Here is a 19032-nt window from a genome sequence, read left to right as displayed (position 1 = left end):
AGGCGATAGCATCACCTCGGTGTCACTGAAAGACCGAGGTGCCTGCATCGCAGGCAAGCCAGCTCCCACACAAGCCAGGTCCCACAGTGGGTTCTGCAGTGTGCTTAGATCCCGGCCAACGCGAGGTCCATCGCGAAGTAAGTGAAGATCAAATCCGCACCGGCGCGCTTGATCGAGCCGAGGGTTTCGCGCACCACGCGGTCCTCATCAATCGCCCCCGCCTGGGCGCCGAACTTGATCATCGCGTACTCACCGCTCACCTGATACGCCGCCACCGGCAAGCGCGAGGCTTCGCGGATGTCGCGAATGATGTCGAGGTAGGCCCCGGCCGGCTTGACCATCAGCGCATCCGCGCCTTCCTGTTCATCCAGCAGCGATTCGCGCACGGCTTCGCGGCGGTTCATCGGGTTCATCTGGTAGCTTTTACGGTCGCCCTTCAGCGCACTGCCGCCGGCTTCGCGGAACGGGCCGTACAGCGCCGAGGCGAATTTGGTCGAGTAGGCCATGATCGGGATGTGGGTAAAACCGGCATCATCCAGGGCACGGCGGATCGCCTGGACCTGGCCGTCCATCGCCGCCGACGGTGCGATCACATCGGCACCGGCGCGGGCCGCAGCCACGGCTTGCTTGCCGAGGTTGACCAGGGTTGCGTCGTTATCGACATGGGCGCCGTGCATCACGCCGCAGTGGCCGTGGTCGGTGTATTCGCAGAAGCAGGTGTCGGACATCACGATCATCTCCGGCACGGCGTCCTTGATGATCGAGGACATGCGCGAAACCAGGCCACGTTCCTTCCAGGTATCGCTGCCGCTGGCGTCCAGGTGGTGGGACACGCCAAAGGTCATCACCGACTTGATGCCAGCGCGGGCGTAACGCTCGATTTCGGCGGCCAGTTTCTTCTCCGGGATACGCTGCACGCCCGGCATGCTGGTAATCGGCACGAAGTCGTCGATTTCTTCTTCGACAAAAATCGGCAGCACCAGATCATTGAGGGTGAACTCGGTTTCCTGGAACAAGCCACGCAACTCCGGGGAGCGGCGCAGGCGGCGTGGACGGGCTTGGGGGAACTGGCTGGTCATGGCGGTCCTGAAATAGGGGTGAAAGCTTTGGGGCGAAAGCTTATGCCCACCGGCATAGGCAACACAAACGCCGAGGGCCCAACAGTGTATTGCGAGGCCCGTAACAATTCATTGATCTAGAGCTGTAGACGCCCGTCAATGCACACCGCGACCGCACCGCCCACCCAGATGTCATCGCCCTGGCGCTCGACGCGAATGCGCCCCGCACGCCCCAAGGCCGTGCCCTGGCTGACCACATAGCGCTCAGGCGCCAAGCCTTCGCCCAGCAGCCATTGGGCAATACCGGCATTCAAGCTGCCGGTGGCCGGGTCTTCCGGGGCGCCATCTCCGGCGATAAACCCGCGCACTTCAAACTGCGTATCCACAGCGTCGCGCGCGGGGTCGCAGGGAGCGATCACGCCAACAGCCAGGCCGAGCAACTGCGCATAGTCGGGCTGTAGGCCCAGAAGCTGATCACGATCGGCCAACATCAGCGCCAGCCAGCCAGCGCCATTGTCGACCCATTGGCTGCGCACAACGTCTTCGGCGCGCAAGCCCAACCCTTGGCAGACACGCGCCAGCACAGGCGCCTCCACCGCCCCTGCGCGTAATAGCGGCGGCGCAATAAACGCCAGTTCATCGCCCTGGCGACGCACGCGCACCAGGCCAATCTCGCACTCCTGGATGATGTCCTCGCCCTTGGGCACACCGCCTGCTTGCAGCCACGCATGGCATGAGCCCAACGTCGGGTGCCCGGCGAACGGCAGTTCCTGCACGGTGGTAAAAATTCGCACGCGGTAGTCCGCACGGGGATCACGGGGTGTCAGCAAAAACGTGGTTTCACTGAGGTTGGTCCAGTTGGCGAAATCGGCCATCTGCTGGTCCGTCAGGCTGTCCGCGCCCAACACCACCGCCAGGGGGTTGCCCTTGAGCGCGACGCTGCTGAAGACATCCAGTTGTTTGAAATCAAAGGTCGGCATTTATCAGCTCGGAATATTCAGGCCACGGATCACCGCCGGCCGGGCGACAAAGCCATCCAGCGCGCGCAGCACATTAGGGAAGTCGGCGATGCCCACCAGGTCGCCGGATTCGTAGAAGCCGATCAGGTTGCGAATCCACGGGAAGGTGGCGATGTCGGCAATGCTGTAATCGTCGCCCATGATCCAGGTGCGGCCCAGCAGGCGTTTTTCCAGCACGCCGAGCAAGCGCCGGGATTCGGCGGCGTAGCGGTCGCGCGGGCGCTTGTCCTCGTAGTCCTTGCCGGCGAACTTGTTGAAGAAGCCCAGCTGGCCAAACATCGGGCCGATTCCGCCCATCTGGAACATCAGCCATTGCAGGGTTTCGTAGCGCGTGGCCGGGTCCTCGGACAGCAACTGGCTGGTTTTCTCCGCCAGGTAGATCAGGATCGCGCCAGACTCGAACAACGCCAGCGGCACACCACCGGGGCCATCGGGGTCGATGATCGCGGGGATCTTGTTGTTGGGGTTCAGGGACAGGAACTCGGGGGACAATTGGTCCTGGGTCTCGAAACTGACCTTGTGCGCCTCGTAGGGCAGGCCCAGTTCTTCGAGCATGATCGAGACTTTTACCCCGTTGGGCGTGGGCAGCGAGTACAGTTGCAAGCGCTCGGGGTGCTGGGCAGACCACTTTTTAGTAATAGGGAAGCTTGAAAGAGACATGATGGTGAACTCCCTTTAAAAATTGGAATAGTAAGGGTTCACAAGGTAAACAAAACAGATAGAACGATCCAATGTGCTGACTGTGCGGAACAGAAAAAAGGCACTGAGAGCCAGCCCATTGGCCAACGCTCAGCGCCCTTTCAGGGCTGGTATGCCCCGCTACGGGTAGCGCATCCGTTTTTGACGCGGATTAAACATCGGGTCTGGTAAACGTCGCCGTTCGAACGCAATCGCCGTGGCCAGCACCAAAAGGCTTATCTTCGCTGCGCACGTAGTGCCCTGTGCTATCTGCCCCCCCGGTGGGGTTCGGACCGAAACAAAACCAAGTTGTCTCATCTGCGCTCCTTTTCGACCTGGATGCGCCCTCGTTTTCTGATGCTGACATCGTGTTAAAACCGCTGTAGAGGTTGCCTGAAGACGAGCCGATATTCATGTTTTCATTTCCTTCAATAGAATTGACGAGGCTCACTGGCTGAATTGAGACGCCATAGGGTGCGCTAGAACGGCTACTCACCTACCAGCCAGTGACAACGACTATGTGACAAACCCTGAATATCCGTTCCACTGCCGATACATCACGAAAAACACTTCCTATCGCAGATGCCGTTTTGCAACATTTGCCAACTATTCTTAGGGGCAGACTGGAATAAACATCTTTGCGTATAGAACCAAAGGACGTAAAAACACTCCCATCCTCCAAGCTCAACGACCGCACGGCTACAAAGACAACCCAGCTATCACACAGGAGTGGACCCTCGCATCAGGAGTGCTCGGCTAAAGTTGCATTACTGAAAAGTGGAACCATGAATATAAAAGCTGCCCGAGTCGCACATCATCTCAAGCGCTATTCTTATGTTGTCTTACCGTTGCTGCTGATTGGCGGCACTGCTGGGCTGACACTGGATGCCCGAGAAAGCCGTGCACAAGTCGTAGACGGCGTGCAAACCCTGGTATTCCTGCGCCACGGCGAAAAACCTGCCGGCGGCCTGGGCCAACTCAATTGCCAGGGCCTGAACCGGGCGATGAACCTCGCCACGGTACTGCCGGAAAAATTCGGCAAGGCCAACTTTGTGTTCGCTGCCAACCCGACGCGTAATGTCGAGGAAGGTGAGTTCGATAATTCCTACAGCTACATTCGCCCATTGATGACCATCAGCCCCAGCGCCATCAAGCTTGGCCTGCCGGTGAACATCAAGTTTTCGGCGAACGACACCAGCGCCCTCGCCGACGAGTTGGTGGAGAACAAGTACCACAACTCCATCATCTACACCGCGTGGTCCCACGGTTATCTGCCGGAGTTAATCAACAAGGTGGCGAGTGAAGCGGTCGGCGAAAAGCACACCATCACCGACGACTGGTCCGGCAGCGACTACGACACCCTGTATGTGCTGACGCTGACCTGGCACAACGGCAAGGCCTCGCTGCTGAGCCGAAACTACAAGCAGGGCTTGAACAACGGCGAAGAGTCCTGCCCGGAACCGACGCAGGTCAGCGCCGAATCGTAAGGTCGTGGGGCGCGGAGCGCCCGGGGCGGCATTCCCACGCAGAGCGTGGGAACGATCAGGCCGGCTGCGCTCTTGGGAGCGCAGCCGGCCTTTGTGTTTCTGCGGTTACTGCCGGGCAGCGAGCAAACGCTTGTGACGATTGCGTCGGGCGATGTTCAAGCACTCGATTGCCGCCGAGAACGCCATGGCCGCATACACGTAGCCTTTCGGTACATGGGCGCCGAAGCCTTCGGCGATCAACGTCATGCCGATCATAATCAGGAAGCCCAGGGCCAGCATCACCACGGTCGGGTTGTCGTTGATGAACTTGGCCAGCGGTTCAGCCGCCACCAGCATCACGATCACCGAGGTCACCACGGCAATAATCATGATCGGCAAGTGCTCGGTCATGCCCACGGCGGTAATGATGCTGTCGATGGAAAACACCAGGTCGAGCAACAGGATCTGCCCGATGGCCGCCGCGAAACCAATGGCGACCGTATTGCCAACACTGGCCTTTTCCTCGGGTTCCGGGTCCATGCTGTGATGGATCTCGGTGGTGGCCTTCCAGACCAGGAACAGGCCGCCGGCGATCAGGATCATGTCCTTCCACGAAAACGCCTGGCCGAACACTTCGAACACCGGCGCCGTCAATTGCACGATGAACGCGATGGTGCTCAACAGGCCCAGACGCAACACCAGCGCCATGCTGATGCCGATGCGCCGCGCCTTGGCCCGGTGTTGCTCGGGCAACTTGTTGGTGAGGATCGAGATGAAGATCAGGTTATCGATGCCCAGCACGATCTCCATGACGATCAAGGTCGCCAGGGCAACCCAGGCGGTAGGGCTGGCGGCCAGTTGTAAAAGGTAATCCATAGGTCAGTCCTGACGTTGTGCTGGGGAATTAGGTTTCTTTGGTGTCGGAAGCTTCTTCAGCTTCATCTTCTTGCTTCTCAGGCTTTATCAGCCCTTGTGTCGCTTCACTCAACGCCTGCTCGGCGGCCTTGTGGGTGTCGTCAATCGCTTGCTTGGCCGACTCGGTGGCCTTGCCCAACACCTGCTGCGCGCTTTTTTCGACCTGGTCACAACCGCTGACCACTACCAATGAAAGCGCAAGCAGCGCTGCCGTGCCCAGGGAATTGAGTTTCATGATGTATTCCTCGTTAGAACCATTGGGTCCAAGTAGTGGCCCCGCGATAGCGAGGCATTCTATGCAGGTGAACAGTTCAGGAAAATTCGTATTTTTCTCGCGTATACTTCGGTTTTTACGAAGTGACGGTCGCCATGCTCAATTACCGACAACTGCATTACTTCTGGGTCGTGGCCAAGACCGGCAGCATCGTGCGCGCCTGTGAACAACTGAACCTCACGCCGCAGACCATCAGCGGGCAGATCAGCCTGCTGGAGCAGACCTTTGGTATCGCGCTGTTTCAGCGGGTCGGCCGCCAGTTGGAACTGACCGAGGCCGGGCGCCAGGCCCTGCCCTACGCCGAACAGATGTTCCAGACCGGCAATGAATTGGAGGCGATGCTGCGCGCCCAGCCCAATGAACAGCAGATCGTGTTTCGCGTCGGGGTGGCGGATGTGGTGCCAAAATCCATCGTCTACCGCCTGATCGCGCCGACCATGGAGCTGAGCGAGCCGATCCGCATCACCTGCCGTGAAGACAAACTCGAACGCCTGCTGGCCGACCTGGCGATCCAGCGCCTGGACCTGGTGATTTCCGACAGCCCGATGCCGACGCACCTGGACATCAAGGGCTACAGCCAGAAGCTCGGCGAATGTGGCATCAGTTTTTTCGCCACCCAGGCGCTGGCTGACCGCTATGGCGGCGATTTCCCACAGTGTTTGCAGGGTGCGCCGCTGTTGATCCCGGGGGCAGAGACGGTGGTGCGCAGCCGCTTGCAGCGGTGGTTTGCCGAGCAGCAGATCCAACCCAAGATCATTGGCGAGTTCGACGACAGTGCGTTGATGCAGGCATTCGGCCAATCCGGCAGCGGGATTTTTATCGCTCCCAGCGTGATTGCCGATGAGGTGGTGCGCCAATATGGCGTGGCGTTGATTGGCCAGACCACGGCGGTGACCGAGTCGTTCTACGCGATCTCGGTGGAGCGCAAGGTCAAGCACCCCGGCATCGTGGCGATTACCGAAGGGGCAAGGCGGGAGTTGTTCACCGCCCTGCCCTGACGCTTCAGGCGCTGGCTGCGACCGGCTGCTTGGCGGTCATCAGCCACAGTGCCAGCAGGATCGACACCAGGATAAACCCGGACGCCGCAAACCCCAGGCTGCCCAGGCCGAAGGTGTCGATCACATGCCCACCGACCAGCGCGCCCAGGCCAATCCCCAGGTTGGCCCCGGCGATGTTCAGGGACGCGGCAAACGCCGGCGCATGGGGCGCGGCTTTCATCAGGCGCACATGGCTGACCAGGAACATCGCCGCCTGGGTCACGCCCCACACCGCCATCGCGGCCGCCAGGCCAATGGTGGAGTGGATCGCCGGCACCAGCGCCACCATCCCCGCAATCATGAAACCGCAGAACACCATGGACGCGATCAGCGGATGGCGATCCACCGCGCGGCCGCCCAACGAATTACCCAGCAAGCCGACCGCACCGAAGCCCATCAGGCACCAACCCACCAGCGTGCCGTCAAAGCCGGCCAGGCGCTCGAGGATGTCTGCCAGGTAGGTGTAGGCGGTGAACATGCCGCTGAACACCAGGATCGACAACAGGATATGGCCCTGCATCAGCGGGTTGCGCAGGAGCTTGAACTGCGAGCGCAGCGACACCTGGTCGTTCTTCGGCTGGGTCACCGGCAGGTAGATAAACAGCAGCAACGCCTTGGCCAGCGCCACCACCGCGAGGATGGCAAACGCGCTGCGCCAGCCGAACATATCGGAGATCAGCGTGCCCACCGGGATGCCGAACACCGTGGCGCAGACGATGCCGAAGCCGATTTTTTCAATGGCGCGCCCGGCGAATTCCGGGCCGACGATATCCACCGCCGTCTCACTGGCCAGCGCCCAGAACACCGGCAAGCCCAGTGCAGGGATCAACCGCGCCAGGGCCATCACCCAGATATTCGGCGCCAGCGCGGCCACGGTATTGGCCACGCCGAACAGGATCAGGATGCTGATAAACAGGCGCTTGCGTGGGAAACGCGCGCAGTAGGCTGTGAGAAACGGCCCGAATGCCGCGACGGTAAACGCGAACAAGGTCACCAGCAGCCCGGCCTGGGACACGCTGACATTCAGGTCCCGGGCGATAGACGGCAGCAGGCCGACAATGACGAATTCTGTGGTCAGCACGGTGAAACCGGCGGCCGACAGCAGCAGGATGGGGAACAGCATGAAAACTCCAGAAACGACGACAGCAACGACAGCCCAATGGGCCCGCTGACAGAGAGGAAAGGTGAGAGGCGAGAATCTTAACAGAGTATGTCTGGCTTTGCCGAAGCCCTAAGGGCGCGGGTGACGGAATGCCGCAGCGCCAGGGAGCGTTCCTACAGCATGCTAGACTCCGCGCCTGCTTCCTACAGCCCTTTCTGCCTGCAATGCTGCGCCCTACTAAAAAAATCAGAGACAACTGTTTATGACTGCTGCCCCTTCCCTGCTCCAGCGCCTGACACGCGTCAGCCTGGTTACACAAATTGTCATCGGTTTGATCGCCGGCATTCTGCTCGCGCTGTTGGCGCCCCAGGCGGCCCAAGCCACCGGGTTTATCGGCAAGGTGTTTGTCGCCGCGCTCAAGGCCGTGGCGCCGATCCTGGTGTTTGTGCTGGTAATGGCGTCGATCGCCAACCATAAACACGGCCAGGAAACCCACATCAAGCCGATTCTGTTCCTGTACCTGCTGGGCACCTTTGCCGCCGCCGTGGTCGCGGTGATTGCCAGCATGTGGTTCCCGTCCTCGCTGGTGCTGATAACCCATGACGCCGCCGTCAGCGCCCCCGGCGGGATCGGCGAAGTGTTGCAAAGCCTGCTGTTGAGCGTGGTCGACAACCCGGTCAGCGCGCTGATGAACGCCAACTTTATCGGCATCCTGGCGTGGGCCATCGGCATGGGCATCGCCATTCGCCATGCCGGTGAAACCACGCGCACCGTGCTGGACGACCTGTCCAACGGCGTGACGTTGATCGTACGGGTGGTGATCCGCTTCGCGCCCCTGGGCATCTTCGGCCTGGTTGCCTCGACCCTGGCCACCTCCGGTTTCGGCGCCCTGCTCGGTTATGCGCACCTGCTGGTGGTGCTGATCGGTTGCATGCTGTTCGTGGCGCTGGTGGTCAACCCGGCCATCGTGTTCTGGAAACTACGCCGCAACCCGTACCCGCTGGTGCTGATGTGCCTGCGCGAAAGCGGCATCACCGCTTTCTTCACCCGCAGTTCGGCGGCGAACATCCCGGTCAACCTGGCGTTGAGCAAGCGCCTGGGCCTGCATGAAGACACCTACTCGGTGTCGATCCCGCTCGGTGCCACCATCAACATGGCCGGCGCCGCCATCACCATCACCGTGCTGACCCTGGCCGCCGTGCATACCCTGGGTATCGCCGTCGACCTGCCGACTGCCGTGTTGCTCAGCGTCGTGGCCGCGATCTGCGCCTGCGGTGCGTCGGGCGTGGCCGGTGGCTCGCTGCTGCTGATCCCGCTGGCGTGCAGCCTGTTTGGCATCCCTAGCGAGATTGCGATGCAGGTGGTTGCGGTCGGTTTCATCATCGGCGTGTTGCAGGACTCGGCGGAGACTGCGCTGAATTCGTCCACCGATGTGCTGTTTACCGCGGCGGCCTGCCTGGGCAAGGAAGAACAGCCGGCCTGACCTGCGCGCACAAAAAAGCCGGGGCGGTTCTTGAGTGAACCGCCCCGGCTTTTTTTTGGCTGCTTAGAACGCGCCCATGTAGTCGCGCTTGCCCACTTCCACACCGTTGTGACGCAGCAAGGCGTAGGCGGTGGTGACGTGGAAGAAGAACTGCGGCAGGCCGTAGGTCAGCAGGTAGGACTGGCCGCTGAAGCGCTTCTCTTTCGGCGTGCCTGGGCGGGTGATGATCTCAATGCCTTCCTTGCCGTCGATCTGCTCCGGCTTGATGGTGTCGACAAAGGCCAACACCTTGGCGATCAAGGCTTGCAGGTCGGCGAAGGTCACTTCGCCATCTTCGTATTTCGGCACTTCGATCTCGGCCAGGCGCGCGGAAACACCCTTGGCGAAGTCGACGGCGATCTGCACCTGGCGCACCAGTTGGAACATGTCCGGGAACAGACGCGCTTGCAGCAAGGCATTCGGCTCGATGTTCTTGGCGGTGGCGTGGGCTTCGGCCTTGGTCAACACACCGCTCAGGGCGGTGAGCATTTGCTTGAAGACTGGGATGGAAGCGGCGTACAGGGAAATAGTCATGGCAGTCTCATGGTTATGGCACGGTTTGAACAGGCGACGATTATAGACCGCCCGGTCGCTTGTCTTTTATTTTTTCCGGCTTACGCTAGGCACTTCACTGCATAGGGAAAGCGCGATGACCGCCGAGCACGACACCGACACCCCTGAGCCGCGCCTGAACAGCACGGAAATCCGCATCCTGGGCTGCCTGATCGAAAAACAGGCGACCAACCCGGAAACCTACCCCCTGACCCTCAACGCCCTGGTGCTAGCCTGCAACCAGAAGACCAGCCGCGAGCCGGTGATGAACCTCAGCCAGGGCCAGGTCGGCCAGAGCCTGCGTGCCCTCGAAGGCCAAGGTTTTACCCGCCTGGTCATGGGCAGCCGCGCCGACCGCTGGGAGCATCGCGTGGACAAGGCACTGGAACTGGTGCCGGCCCAGGTGATCCTGATCGGGCTGCTGTTCCTGCGCGGCCCGCAAACCGTCAATGAGCTGCTGACCCGCAGCGGGCGCATGCATGACTTTGAAGATGCCGAACAGGTCGTGCATCAGCTGGAACGCCTGATAGCCCGCGGGTTGGCGCTGCTGGTGCCACGCCAGGCGGGGCAGCGGGAAGATCGCTATACCCATGCGCTGGGGGATCCGGCGGATATTGAGGTGATTATGGCGGCGCGGGGTAATCCGGTGGAGCGTGGGGCCACGGTTTCGGCGGATCGCATTGAAGAGCTGGAAGCACGGATTGCCGCACTGGAAGAGCGCTTGACCCAGTTGGAACAGGCATAACACCCTCCAAACTGTGGGAGCGGGCTTTCTGTGGGAGCGGGCTTGCTCGCGAATGCAGTTTTTCAGTCACCGGAGATGGTGGCTGAACCACCGCCTTCGCGAGCAAGCCCGCTCCCACACAAGCCCATTCCAACATTGGATCGTCGGGGGGCCTTAGGTTCGGGCGAAGGCCACCGCCGCCTGGAACTGTTCATCGGTCGGCCGCACCCCGGTGTACAGCACAAACTGCTCCAACGCCTGAATCGCGATCACTTCCAACCCGGTAATCACCCGCTTGCCTTGCGCCCGCCCACGCACGATCAATGGCGTTTCGGCGGGGATCGCTACCACATCGAACACAGTGTCCGCCGCATCGACAGCCGCTGCGTCAAACGCCAGCGCATCCGCCTCTGCGCCACCGGTCATGCCAATCGGCGTCACGTTGATCAGCATCTGCGGGCGTGCATCACCCAACTCCGCCTGCCATTCATACCCCAGGTTCTGCGCCAACGCGCGGCCCGCCGCTTCGTTGCGAGCGACGATCAGGCCATTGCCGTAGCCGCCATCACGCAAGGCGCTGGCCACGGCCTTGGCCATGCCGCCGCTGCCGCGCAGGGCGAAGGTCGAGTCCTTGGGCACGGCGTGCTTTTTCAGCAGTTGCTCGATGGCGATGTAGTCCGTGTTGTAAGCCTTGAGATGGCCTGCGGTATTGACGATGGTGTTAAGCGAGTCGATGACTTGAACCGAATCGTCCAATTCATCCACTAAGGCAATGGCGGCCTCTTTGAACGGCATGGAAACCCCGCAACCACGGATGCCCAAGGCACGGATACCACCGATCGCGCCGGGCAAATCCTGGCTGCTGAAGGCCTTATAGTAGAAGTTCAACCCCAGCTGTTCGTACAAGTGGTTGTGAAAACGCAGGCCAAAATTCCCGGGGCGCGCCGACAGAGACATGCACAGTTGGGTGTCTTTGTTGGGGTGCATCTGCATGGGTAACTCCTTGAAGTAAGCAAATCGGTACAGACCTTACACAACCTTTACCAATCGGCCGTGCTGTTTTCCAGAAATACGTTGTCTTAAAAGTATCCCCGCGACAATCCTTGAGTCTATTGATTGCAGACCACAAGCGCAGGGGCTAACCGAGGAATGACCATGATTCGTACAATCCCCAAAATCGCCTTGCTGGTTGGCGCACTCGCGATGGCAGGCCAAGCCTCCGCCCACGGTGGTGGTTGGGGTGGCCCGGCTGTGTTGGGTGCGTTAGTCGGCGCCGCCGTCGTGGGCTCCGTGGTTGCCAGCCAACCGCGCGAAGTCTATGTGCAGCAACAGCCGGTGTATGTGCAACCACAGCCGGTGTATGCCGCGCCGCCGCCGGTGTACTACGCGCCGCCACCGCCGGTGTACGTGCAACAACAGGTTTACTACCGACCGGCGCCGGTCTACTACGGCCCACCGCGTGGCTATTACGGCCCTCCCCACGGCTATTACGGCCGCGGCTGGTAAGCGCCAATCGTCTGAAACAGGCCTCGCCCGTGCGGCGGGGCCTTTTTTTGCATGAAAAGTCTGGATTGATCGCACCAAGGTCGCTGTGAGGACAATGGCCGAGGCGCAATCACACATCATCGACACCATTGTCTACTTGCTTGATCGGGGCTCGCGCTGTCATGTTTGTGTCACGACACACTCCCACTATCGAGCCTGTCCACCCAATAACAACAAGGACGACTGACCATGCCCACGCAACACCCACACCGCACCGCTGGCCTGTGTACGTCCAGCAAGGTCTACAGCGCCCTCACCGAACTCAAGCATCTGGAAGGCCACCGCAGCGCCAAATTCCTCGCGTTGCTCGCCGAAAACCTGGTGCGCAAGGGTTTGCTCAGTGACCAGGAAGTAGTGGTCATGCTCGATCACGTGGTGGACTGACGCGTCACGTCAATGTCCACTATCGAGACAGGTGATTTTTCCTACATCCCGCTGCCGCGTAAGGTGACCTCCATAGCGATTGGAGGTCCTTATGCCCACTGTTCAAATCATGTCTGTCATCGGTAGCGCCGTTCCCGCCCCTCTGCGCGAGCTGGGGTTGCTGGCCTGCTGGTATGTGGTGCGCGATGGCGAGGCCATCAGCGGCCCGCTGACCTCGTTGTCCGCCGCCAAGAAACAGCTGCAGCAAGCCTCGACCTTCAAGCTTCACGCCTGAAGCCTACGGCAGCGGCAGCTTGACCCGTGGCTTGCTCTCTACAAATAGCGCCCAGCTGGACATGAACAACGCCGCCACCAGCGGCCCGATGACAAACCCGTTCAGGCCAAACACCGACAGCCCGCCCAGGGTCGAGATCAGGATCAGGTAATCCGGCATCTTGGTGTCCTTGCCCACCAGGATCGGGCGCAACACGTTGTCCACCAGCCCGATCACAAACACCCCGAACAACCCCAGCACCACACCCTGCCAGATCGAACCGCTCAACAGGAAGTAGGCGGCCACCGGCCCCCACACAATGCCTGCGCCCACTGCCGGCAACAGCGATAGAAACGCCATCAGCACCGCCCAGAGCAACGCACTGGGAATGTCCAGGAACCAGAAGATCAACCCGCCCAGCGCGCCTTGCGTCACGGCCACCAGCACGTTGCCCTTGACCGTGGCACGCACCACCCGGTTGAACTTGAGTTGCAAGCGACGCTTCTGCGGCTCGGCCAACGGCACCGCCGTGCGCACTTTGCGCACCAATTCGGGGCCGTCGCGCAGCAGGAAGAACAGCAGGTACAACATGATGAAAAAGCTTACGAGGAAGTCAAACGTGCCCTGGCCAAAGCTGAATGCCTGGGACGCAAAGAACTGGCTGCCCTGCATCGCGCTCTTGACGATCTTCTCGCGCAGCCCTTCCAGGTTGCCCATGCCAAAACGATCCAGCAGGTGCTGGAAGTACGGCGGCAGGAAATTCTTGAACTGCTCGATGTAACCGGCCACGTCCAGCTTGCCGCTTTCGATGTTTTTATAGAGCGTCGCCCCCTCTTGCACCAGCAAGGCACTGGTGATGATGACCGGCAGGATCGCGATCACCAGGCACACCGCCAGGGTGGCCAGGGACGTCAAGTTGCGGTTCCAGGCGAAACGCTGCTGCAAGCGGCGCTGCATCGGCGCAAAGATGATGCCGAGGATCACCGCCCAGAACACCGCGCCGTAGAACGGCAGCAAGATCCAGATAAAGGCGACGGTCACCAAGACCAGCAGTAACAGCAGGGTTTTGAATTGCAGGTTGGTTTGATTCATATCCGGTCCATGTCAGAAAAGCAGAAGGCCTGCGTAGGCCTCTGCTGCTTAGTCCACACCCAACGCTACGAGTGCCCTCTTTGTTGCAAGGCTAGACCCAGATCAATAAACCCCGCGCCGGCTTGCTCTACCCTGCCGCACTTTTTTGACTCAAGTGCCGACCATGCCCCCTGTCATCGCCCCCGAACTGCTTGCCCCCGCCGGCACCCTGAAAAACATGCGCTACGCCTTCGCCTACGGCGCCGATGCGGTCTACGCCGGCCAGCCGCGCTACAGCCTGCGGGTGCGCAACAACGAATTCGACCACGCCAACCTGGCCCTCGGCATCGACGAGGCCCACGCGCAGGGCAAGCGTTTCTACGTGGTGGTCAACATCGCGCCACACAATGCCAAGCTGAAAACCTTCCTCAAGGACCTGGCCCCGGTGATCGCCATGGGCCCGGATGCGCTAATCATGTCCGACCCCGGATTGATTATGCTGGTGCGCCGGCACTTTCCACAGATGCCGATCCACCTGTCGGTGCAGGCCAACACGGTGAACTGGGCCAGTGTGGAATTCTGGCAACAGCAAGGCATCTGCCGGGTGATCCTGTCGCGGGAATTGTCCCTGGAAGAAATAGGCGAAATCCGCGAGCAAGTGCCGGCCATGGAGCTGGAAATCTTTGTCCACGGCGCCTTGTGCATGGCCTATTCCGGGCGCTGCCTGCTCTCCGGCTACATGAACAAGCGCGACGCCAACCAAGGCACCTGCACCAACGCCTGCCGCTGGAAATACCAGGCCACGCCGGCGGTGGAAAACGCCACGGGCGAGATCGTCCAGCAATTCCAGCCGACCCTGGGCATTGGCACGCCCACCGACCAAGTGTTCCTGCTCCAGGAAGCCAACCGCCCCGACGAACAGATGCCCGCCTTCGAAGACGAGCACGGCACCTACATCATGAACGCCAAGGACCTGCGCGCCGTACAGCACGTGGAGCGCCTGACCCACATGGGCGTGCATTCGCTGAAAATCGAGGGCCGCACCAAATCCCACTTCTACTGCGCGCGCACCACCCAGGTGTATCGCCAGGCCATCGATGACGCGGTGGCCGGGCGTGCCTTTGACCGCAGCCTGATGACCGACCTCGAATCCCTGGCCCAGCGTGGCTACACCGAAGGTTTCCTGCGCCGGCACGTGCACGACGAATACCAGAACTACCAGAACGGCAGCTCGGTCTCTGAGCGCCAGCAGTTTGTCGGAGAATTGACCGGCGAGCGTCGGGGTGAGCTGGCCGAGGTGAAGGTGAAGAACCGCTTTGCCGTGGGCAATCACCTGGAGTTGATGACGCCTGCGGGCAATTTCCACTTTGACCTGGGAACCATGCACAACGCCAAGGGCGAAGCCATCGACGTGGCGCCGGGAGATGGGCACACGGTGTACGTGCCCGTCCCGATTGAGATGGAGCTGCGCTTTGGCCTGTTGATGCGCGACGTTTAAACGCGCTCGCTACAGGGTCATGGCCGCCAGCCAGCCAAACGCCAGCAACGGGAGGTTGTAGTGCAGGAAGGTCGGCACCACGGTGTCCCAGATATGGTGGTGCTGGCCGTCGATGTTCAGGCCGGAGGTCGGGCCGAGGGTGGAATCCGACGCCGGCGAACCGGCATCGCCCAAGGCGCCCGCCGTGCCGACGATGCACACGATGGCCATCGGGCTGAACCCCAGTTGCACACACAACGGCACGAAAATCGCCGCCAGGATCGGCACCGTGGAGAACGACGAGCCGATGCCCATGGTCACCAGCAAGCCCACCAGCAACATCAGCAACGCGCCGACGCCACGGCTATGGCCGATAAACGCCGCCGAGGTTTCCACCAGCGAACGCACGTCGCCGGTGGCCTTGAGCACTTCGGCAAAGCCCGATGAGGCGATCATGATGAAGCCGATCATGGCCATCATCTTCATGCCTTCGGTGAACAGGTCGTCGGTGTCGCTCCAGCGCACGATGCCCGACACCGAGAAGATCAGGAAACCCGCCAGGGCGCCGATAATCATCGAATCCAGCCACAGCTGAATGATGAACGCCGAGGCAATCGCCAGGCCGGCCACCAGCAAGGTCAGCGGGTTGTATTGCACCGCCACCTGCTCGACGCGCTCGATTTTCTCCAGGTCGTACACGCGCTTTTTGCGGTAGCTGACAAACACCGCCACCAACAGGCCGACCACCATGCCCAGGGCCGGCAGGCCCATGGCGTGGGTGACGTTGACCTGGCTGATGTCCACGCCGCTCTTGGCCACGTTGGCCAGCAGGATCTGGTTGAGGAAGATATTGCCGAAACCCACCGGCAGGAACATATACGGCGTGATAAGGCCGAAGGTCATCACGCAGGCGATCAGGCGACGGTCCAATTGCAGCTTGGTCAGCACATACAACAGGGGCGGCACCAGCAACGGAATAAACGCGATGTGGATCGGCAGGATGTTCTGCGACGCAATCGCCACCACCCACAACAGGCCGATCAGCAGCCATTTGACGTGACTGCCGCCGCTGGCTTCCTGGCGGTCCACCAGCATCAGCGCCTTGTCGGCGAGGGCGTGGGCCAGGCCGGACTTGGCAATGGCCACGGCGAAAGCGCCGAGCAAGGCGTAGGACAAGGCCACGGTGGCGCCGCCGCCCAAGCCACCATTGAAGGCTTTGAGCGTGGCGTCGATGCCCAAGCCACCGGTGAGGCCACCCACCAGGGCGCCGACGATGATGGCGATGACCACATGCACGCGGGACAAACTGAGCACCAGCATGGTGCCGACCGCGGCAATGACTGCGTTAATCATGGATACCTCAAGCAGAAACATAAAAAACAGGCATGCCCGCGCCACGGCAGGCCAAAAGTGGCCGCCAGCGTGCAGGCTTGGAGGAGGTCTTATTAGAGGGCGCGCACTTTGCCGGACGTGGCTTCGCATGTCAAAGCTGTGGTGTGAGGGCGCTGTGGCGAGGGAGCTTGCTCCCGCTGGAGTGCGCAGCGCTCCCAAGAATCTTGGGGCCGCTTCGCAGCCCAGCGGGAGCAAGCGCCCTCGCCACAACAAGCTCACTCTCCAGAAAGGCTCCCCTGCCACAAAAGCCAGATTCAATTGAACGTTTAAATAATAAAGAATCTTAAACAGCGGCCGATAACCTGATTCACTGTGTTTTCAGGTTAAGGATGCTCCTCGATGTCCCTCAGACAGCTGTCCATTCAATGGAAAATCACCCTGCTCGCCGGCCTTTGCCTGCTGGGAATCGTGACCCTGCTGGTGGGTCTGTCGCTGTATCGCATGGAGCAGAGTTCTGCGCAGGTCAAAGCGTCCAGCATGCAGATGCTCGACGAAGCCGCCCAGGTGCGCATCGAGGCCCAGGGTGAAGGGCAGGCGTTGGGCATTCGTCGCCAGTTCATGGACGCGTACCAGTACGGCCACGGCTTTTCGCGCCAGGTGCTGTTCTTGCGCGAGCAGGCGGAAAAGCGCTTCCTTGACGCCTTCGACACCCGCGAAGACCTGACCCGCCAGGTCAAGGCCGCGTTGCAGGCCAACCCGGACTTGCTCGGTTTGTCCCTGGTCTTCGAAGCCAACGCCTTGGACGGCAAGGACGAACTGTTCGCCAACCAGGCCGAGCTGGGCAGTAACGACAAGGGCCGCTTCGCCCTCTACTGGTCGCAGCCAACCCCGGGCAAACTGGAATCGATGGCGCTGCCGGAAAGCGACATGGCCGACACCAGCGTCGGCCCCAGCGGTGAAAAAGCCAACGCCTGGTTCACCTGCCCGCGCGCCACGCTCAAGCCCTGCGTGATCGAACCCTACTTCTATGTCATCAACGGGCAAAACGTGCTGATGACCAGCATCGTGTTCCCGCTGATGGCCAACGGCAAAGTCATCGCCTCGCTGTCGGTGGACATCAACCTCAACAGCCTGCAGGCCGTGAGCCAACAAGCCAGCCGCAAGCTGTACGACGGCCAGACCCAAGTCAGCATCCTCAGCCCCACCGGCGTGCTCGCCGGCTACAGCGCGGATGCGAGCAAGCTCAGCCAGCGCCTGGATCAGGTCGACACCACCAGCGGCGCGCAACTGATCGGTTTCCTGGCCAGTGGCGCGCAGATCCGCAGCCTGCGCACCGAGCATCAACTCAAGGTACTGGCGCCCTTCGCGCCGATCCCCGATGGCAAATTGTGGGGCGTGTTACTGGATGTGCCGGAAAAAGTCCTGGTCGCGCCTGCCGAGGCGCTGAAAACCCAGCTGGACGCCGACAATGCCCGGGGCACCCTGCTGGAGCTGGGCCTGGGCTTGCTGGCCGCCGTCGTCGGCCTGATCCTGGTGTGGCTGATGGCCCGCAGCGTGACCCGGCCGATCCTCGGCGTGGCGCACATGCTCGAAGACATCGCCAGCGGCGAAGGCGACCTGACCCGCCGCCTGGCCTACGACAAACAGGACGAGTTGGGCCAACTGGCCGGCTGGTTCAACCGTTTCCTCGACAAGCTGCAACCGATCATCGCCGAGGTGAAGCGCTCGGTGCAGGACGCCCGTGGCACCGCCGACCAATCCGCCGCGATTGCCACTGAAACCAGCGCCGGCATGGAGCAGCAGTATCGCCAGGTCGACCAGGTGGCCACCGCCTCCCATGAAATGAGCGCCACCGCCCAGGACGTCGCCCGCAGCGCGGCCCAAGCGGCGCAAGCCGCCCGTGATGCCGACCAGGCCACCCGCGAAGGCCTGACCGTGATCGAGCGCACCACCAGCAACATTGGCAACCTGGCGGCCGACATGAGCACCGCCATGGCCCAGGTCGAAGGCTTGGCCGCCAACAGCGAGAAAATCGGCTCGGTGCTCGAAGTGATTCGCGGCATTGCCGAGCAGACCAACCTGCTGGCCCTCAACGCCGCCATCGAAGCCGCCCGCGCCGGTGAAGCCGGCCGTGGTTTTGCAGTCGTCGCCGACGAAGTGCGCAACCTGGCACGCCGCACCCAGGAATCGGTGGAAGAAACCCGCCTGGTGATCGAACACCTGCAAAGCGGCACCGAAGAAGTGGTGGGTTCCATGGGCAACAGCTATCGCCAGGCCCAGGGCAGCGTCGAACAAGTCGGCCAGGCCGTCACCGCCCTGCGCCAGATCGGCGAGGCGGTCACGGTAATCAGCGACATGAACCTGCAAATCGCCAGTGCCGCCGAAGAGCAAAGCGCGGTGGCCGAAGAGATCAACAGCAACGTGGCGACCATTCGCGATGTGACCGAGTCGCTGTCGGAACAGGCCAATGAGTCGGCGCGGGTGAGCCAGGCGTTGAACAGCCTGGCGAATCAACAGCAGGGGTTGATGGATCAGTTCCGGGTCTGAGTGCGCGACACCGGCCCTGATCCTGTCTCTTATACACATCTGACGCTGCCGACGATAGTTCAGCTGTGTAGATCTC

The 19032-nt window shown here is 61.3% G+C and carries 18 protein-coding genes and 2 pseudogenes; 10 read left to right on the top strand and 10 right to left on the bottom strand.

Going from position 1 to position 19032, the window contains the following annotated elements; genetic code table 11:
- Positions 1 to 104 precede the first annotated feature (104 nt).
- The 3 genes from hemB to NUV89_RS18705 form a co-directional block, all read right to left on the bottom strand.
- Positions 105 to 1079, bottom strand: a complete 975-nt coding sequence (gene hemB / locus NUV89_RS18715) for a porphobilinogen synthase (protein WP_017736554.1) — start codon at positions 1077 to 1079, stop codon at positions 105 to 107.
- A gap of 116 nt (positions 1080 to 1195) precedes the next feature.
- Complete coding sequence (locus NUV89_RS18710) at positions 1196 to 2038, bottom strand: PhzF family phenazine biosynthesis protein (protein ID WP_257782464.1); 843 nt, start codon at positions 2036 to 2038, stop codon at positions 1196 to 1198.
- A gap of 3 nt (positions 2039 to 2041) precedes the next feature.
- A complete protein-coding gene (locus NUV89_RS18705) occupies positions 2042 to 2737 on the bottom strand; it encodes a glutathione S-transferase N-terminal domain-containing protein (protein ID WP_374684516.1) in 696 nt (231 codons plus the stop codon).
- Positions 2738 to 3540: 803 nt separating this feature from the next.
- Here NUV89_RS18705 and NUV89_RS18700 point away from each other — a divergent pair.
- Positions 3541 to 4242, top strand: coding sequence for a histidine phosphatase family protein (locus tag NUV89_RS18700; RefSeq protein WP_257782463.1), 702 nt, complete (start codon positions 3541 to 3543; stop codon positions 4240 to 4242).
- 105 nt (positions 4243 to 4347) lie between these two features.
- Here NUV89_RS18700 and NUV89_RS18695 read toward each other — a convergent pair whose 3' ends face one another.
- Positions 4348 to 5097, bottom strand: coding sequence for a TerC family protein (locus tag NUV89_RS18695; protein ID WP_017736550.1), 750 nt, complete (start codon positions 5095 to 5097; stop codon positions 4348 to 4350).
- A 28-nt stretch (positions 5098 to 5125) separates the two neighbouring features.
- Positions 5126 to 5371: a hypothetical protein gene (locus tag NUV89_RS18690; RefSeq protein WP_124525191.1), complete on the bottom strand. Its 246-nt coding sequence runs from the start codon at positions 5369 to 5371 to the stop codon at positions 5126 to 5128.
- 134 nt (positions 5372 to 5505) lie between these two features.
- On the opposite strand from NUV89_RS18690, the gene nhaR reads away from it, so the two are divergent.
- Positions 5506 to 6408, top strand: coding sequence for a transcriptional activator NhaR (gene nhaR, locus NUV89_RS18685; RefSeq protein WP_017736548.1), 903 nt, complete (start codon positions 5506 to 5508; stop codon positions 6406 to 6408).
- Between the two features lie 4 nt (positions 6409 to 6412).
- On the opposite strand, the gene NUV89_RS18680 is transcribed toward nhaR, so the two are convergent.
- Complete coding sequence (locus NUV89_RS18680) at positions 6413 to 7570, bottom strand: MFS transporter (protein WP_257782462.1); 1158 nt, start codon at positions 7568 to 7570, stop codon at positions 6413 to 6415.
- 241 nt (positions 7571 to 7811) lie between these two features.
- Between NUV89_RS18680 and sstT the strand changes: the two genes are divergently transcribed.
- On the top strand, positions 7812 to 9032 hold the full coding sequence (gene sstT / locus NUV89_RS18675) for a serine/threonine transporter SstT (protein WP_017736546.1): 1221 nt from the start codon (positions 7812 to 7814) through the stop codon (positions 9030 to 9032).
- Positions 9033 to 9095: 63 nt separating this feature from the next.
- Here sstT and NUV89_RS18670 read toward each other — a convergent pair whose 3' ends face one another.
- Positions 9096 to 9605 (bottom strand): DUF1993 family protein, encoded by a 510-nt coding sequence (locus NUV89_RS18670; RefSeq protein ID WP_124525195.1) that lies wholly within the window; start codon positions 9603 to 9605, stop codon positions 9096 to 9098.
- A 115-nt stretch (positions 9606 to 9720) separates the two neighbouring features.
- On the opposite strand from NUV89_RS18670, the gene NUV89_RS18665 reads away from it, so the two are divergent.
- A complete protein-coding gene (locus NUV89_RS18665; protein WP_017736544.1) occupies positions 9721 to 10368 on the top strand; it encodes a YceH family protein in 648 nt (215 codons plus the stop codon).
- 153 nt (positions 10369 to 10521) lie between these two features.
- Here NUV89_RS18665 and NUV89_RS18660 read toward each other — a convergent pair whose 3' ends face one another.
- Positions 10522 to 11340 carry a shikimate 5-dehydrogenase gene (locus NUV89_RS18660; RefSeq protein ID WP_257782461.1) on the bottom strand — a complete coding sequence of 273 codons (819 nt, stop codon included), beginning with the start codon at positions 11338 to 11340 and terminating at the stop codon, positions 10522 to 10524.
- Between the two features lie 156 nt (positions 11341 to 11496).
- On the opposite strand from NUV89_RS18660, the gene NUV89_RS18655 reads away from it, so the two are divergent.
- The 3 genes from NUV89_RS18655 to NUV89_RS18645 all read left to right on the top strand — a co-directional run bounded on the left by NUV89_RS18655 (position 11497) and on the right by NUV89_RS18645 (position 12550).
- Complete coding sequence (locus NUV89_RS18655) at positions 11497 to 11853, top strand: hypothetical protein (RefSeq protein ID WP_026136767.1); 357 nt, start codon at positions 11497 to 11499, stop codon at positions 11851 to 11853.
- Between the two features lie 228 nt (positions 11854 to 12081).
- On the top strand, positions 12082 to 12276 hold the full coding sequence (locus tag NUV89_RS18650; protein ID WP_257782460.1) for a hypothetical protein: 195 nt from the start codon (positions 12082 to 12084) through the stop codon (positions 12274 to 12276).
- A 91-nt stretch (positions 12277 to 12367) separates the two neighbouring features.
- A complete protein-coding gene (locus NUV89_RS18645) occupies positions 12368 to 12550 on the top strand; it encodes a hypothetical protein (RefSeq protein WP_017736540.1) in 183 nt (60 codons plus the stop codon).
- A gap of 3 nt (positions 12551 to 12553) precedes the next feature.
- Here the strand turns inward: NUV89_RS18645 and NUV89_RS18640 are convergent, their stop codons facing one another.
- Positions 12554 to 13621, bottom strand: a complete 1068-nt coding sequence (locus NUV89_RS18640) for an AI-2E family transporter (RefSeq protein ID WP_257782459.1) — start codon at positions 13619 to 13621, stop codon at positions 12554 to 12556.
- Between the two features lie 163 nt (positions 13622 to 13784).
- On the opposite strand from NUV89_RS18640, the gene yegQ reads away from it, so the two are divergent.
- Positions 13785 to 15098 carry a tRNA 5-hydroxyuridine modification protein YegQ gene (yegQ, locus tag NUV89_RS18635; RefSeq protein WP_257782458.1) on the top strand — a complete coding sequence of 438 codons (1314 nt, stop codon included), beginning with the start codon at positions 13785 to 13787 and terminating at the stop codon, positions 15096 to 15098.
- A 9-nt stretch (positions 15099 to 15107) separates the two neighbouring features.
- On the opposite strand, the gene NUV89_RS18630 is transcribed toward yegQ, so the two are convergent.
- A complete protein-coding gene (locus NUV89_RS18630) occupies positions 15108 to 16427 on the bottom strand; it encodes a Na+/H+ antiporter family protein (RefSeq protein WP_257782465.1) in 1320 nt (439 codons plus the stop codon).
- Between the two features lie 381 nt (positions 16428 to 16808).
- On the opposite strand from NUV89_RS18630, the pseudogene NUV89_RS29975 reads away from it, so the two are divergent.
- Positions 16809 to 18098: pseudogene (locus NUV89_RS29975) on the top strand (HAMP domain-containing protein); the annotation flags it as partial.
- 348 nt (positions 18099 to 18446) lie between these two features.
- Positions 18447 to 18956, top strand: a pseudogene (locus NUV89_RS29970) (methyl-accepting chemotaxis protein); the annotation flags it as partial.
- Between the last annotated feature and the right edge of the window lie 76 nt (positions 18957 to 19032).

This window comes from Pseudomonas sp. 18.1.10, from assembly GCF_024655625.1.
Lineage (GTDB): Bacteria > Pseudomonadota > Gammaproteobacteria > Pseudomonadales > Pseudomonadaceae > Aquipseudomonas.
The sequence above is the reverse complement of the archived record's forward strand: the minus strand, read 5'-3'. Positions and strand labels throughout refer to the sequence as shown.

Coding starts and splice junctions, on each gene's coding strand:
- hemB (WP_017736554.1), bottom strand. CDS start 1,079: ATGACCAGCCAGTTCCCCCAAGCCCGTCCACGCCGCCTGCGCCGCTCC.
- NUV89_RS18710 (WP_257782464.1), bottom strand. CDS start 2,038: ATGCCGACCTTTGATTTCAAACAACTGGATGTCTTCAGCAGCGTCGCG.
- NUV89_RS18705 (WP_374684516.1), bottom strand. CDS start 2,737: ATGTCTCTTTCAAGCTTCCCTATTACTAAAAAGTGGTCTGCCCAGCAC.
- NUV89_RS18700 (WP_257782463.1), top strand. CDS start 3,541: ATGAATATAAAAGCTGCCCGAGTCGCACATCATCTCAAGCGCTATTCT.
- NUV89_RS18695 (WP_017736550.1), bottom strand. CDS start 5,097: ATGGATTACCTTTTACAACTGGCCGCCAGCCCTACCGCCTGGGTTGCC.
- NUV89_RS18690 (WP_124525191.1), bottom strand. CDS start 5,371: ATGAAACTCAATTCCCTGGGCACGGCAGCGCTGCTTGCGCTTTCATTG.
- nhaR (WP_017736548.1), top strand. CDS start 5,506: ATGCTCAATTACCGACAACTGCATTACTTCTGGGTCGTGGCCAAGACC.
- NUV89_RS18680 (WP_257782462.1), bottom strand. CDS start 7,570: ATGCTGTTCCCCATCCTGCTGCTGTCGGCCGCCGGTTTCACCGTGCTG.
- sstT (WP_017736546.1), top strand. CDS start 7,812: ATGACTGCTGCCCCTTCCCTGCTCCAGCGCCTGACACGCGTCAGCCTG.
- NUV89_RS18670 (WP_124525195.1), bottom strand. CDS start 9,605: ATGACTATTTCCCTGTACGCCGCTTCCATCCCAGTCTTCAAGCAAATG.
- NUV89_RS18665 (WP_017736544.1), top strand. CDS start 9,721: ATGACCGCCGAGCACGACACCGACACCCCTGAGCCGCGCCTGAACAGC.
- NUV89_RS18660 (WP_257782461.1), bottom strand. CDS start 11,340: ATGCAGATGCACCCCAACAAAGACACCCAACTGTGCATGTCTCTGTCG.
- NUV89_RS18655 (WP_026136767.1), top strand. CDS start 11,497: ATGACCATGATTCGTACAATCCCCAAAATCGCCTTGCTGGTTGGCGCA.
- NUV89_RS18650 (WP_257782460.1), top strand. CDS start 12,082: ATGCCCACGCAACACCCACACCGCACCGCTGGCCTGTGTACGTCCAGC.
- NUV89_RS18645 (WP_017736540.1), top strand. CDS start 12,368: ATGCCCACTGTTCAAATCATGTCTGTCATCGGTAGCGCCGTTCCCGCC.
- NUV89_RS18640 (WP_257782459.1), bottom strand. CDS start 13,621: ATGAATCAAACCAACCTGCAATTCAAAACCCTGCTGTTACTGCTGGTC.
- yegQ (WP_257782458.1), top strand. CDS start 13,785: ATGCCCCCTGTCATCGCCCCCGAACTGCTTGCCCCCGCCGGCACCCTG.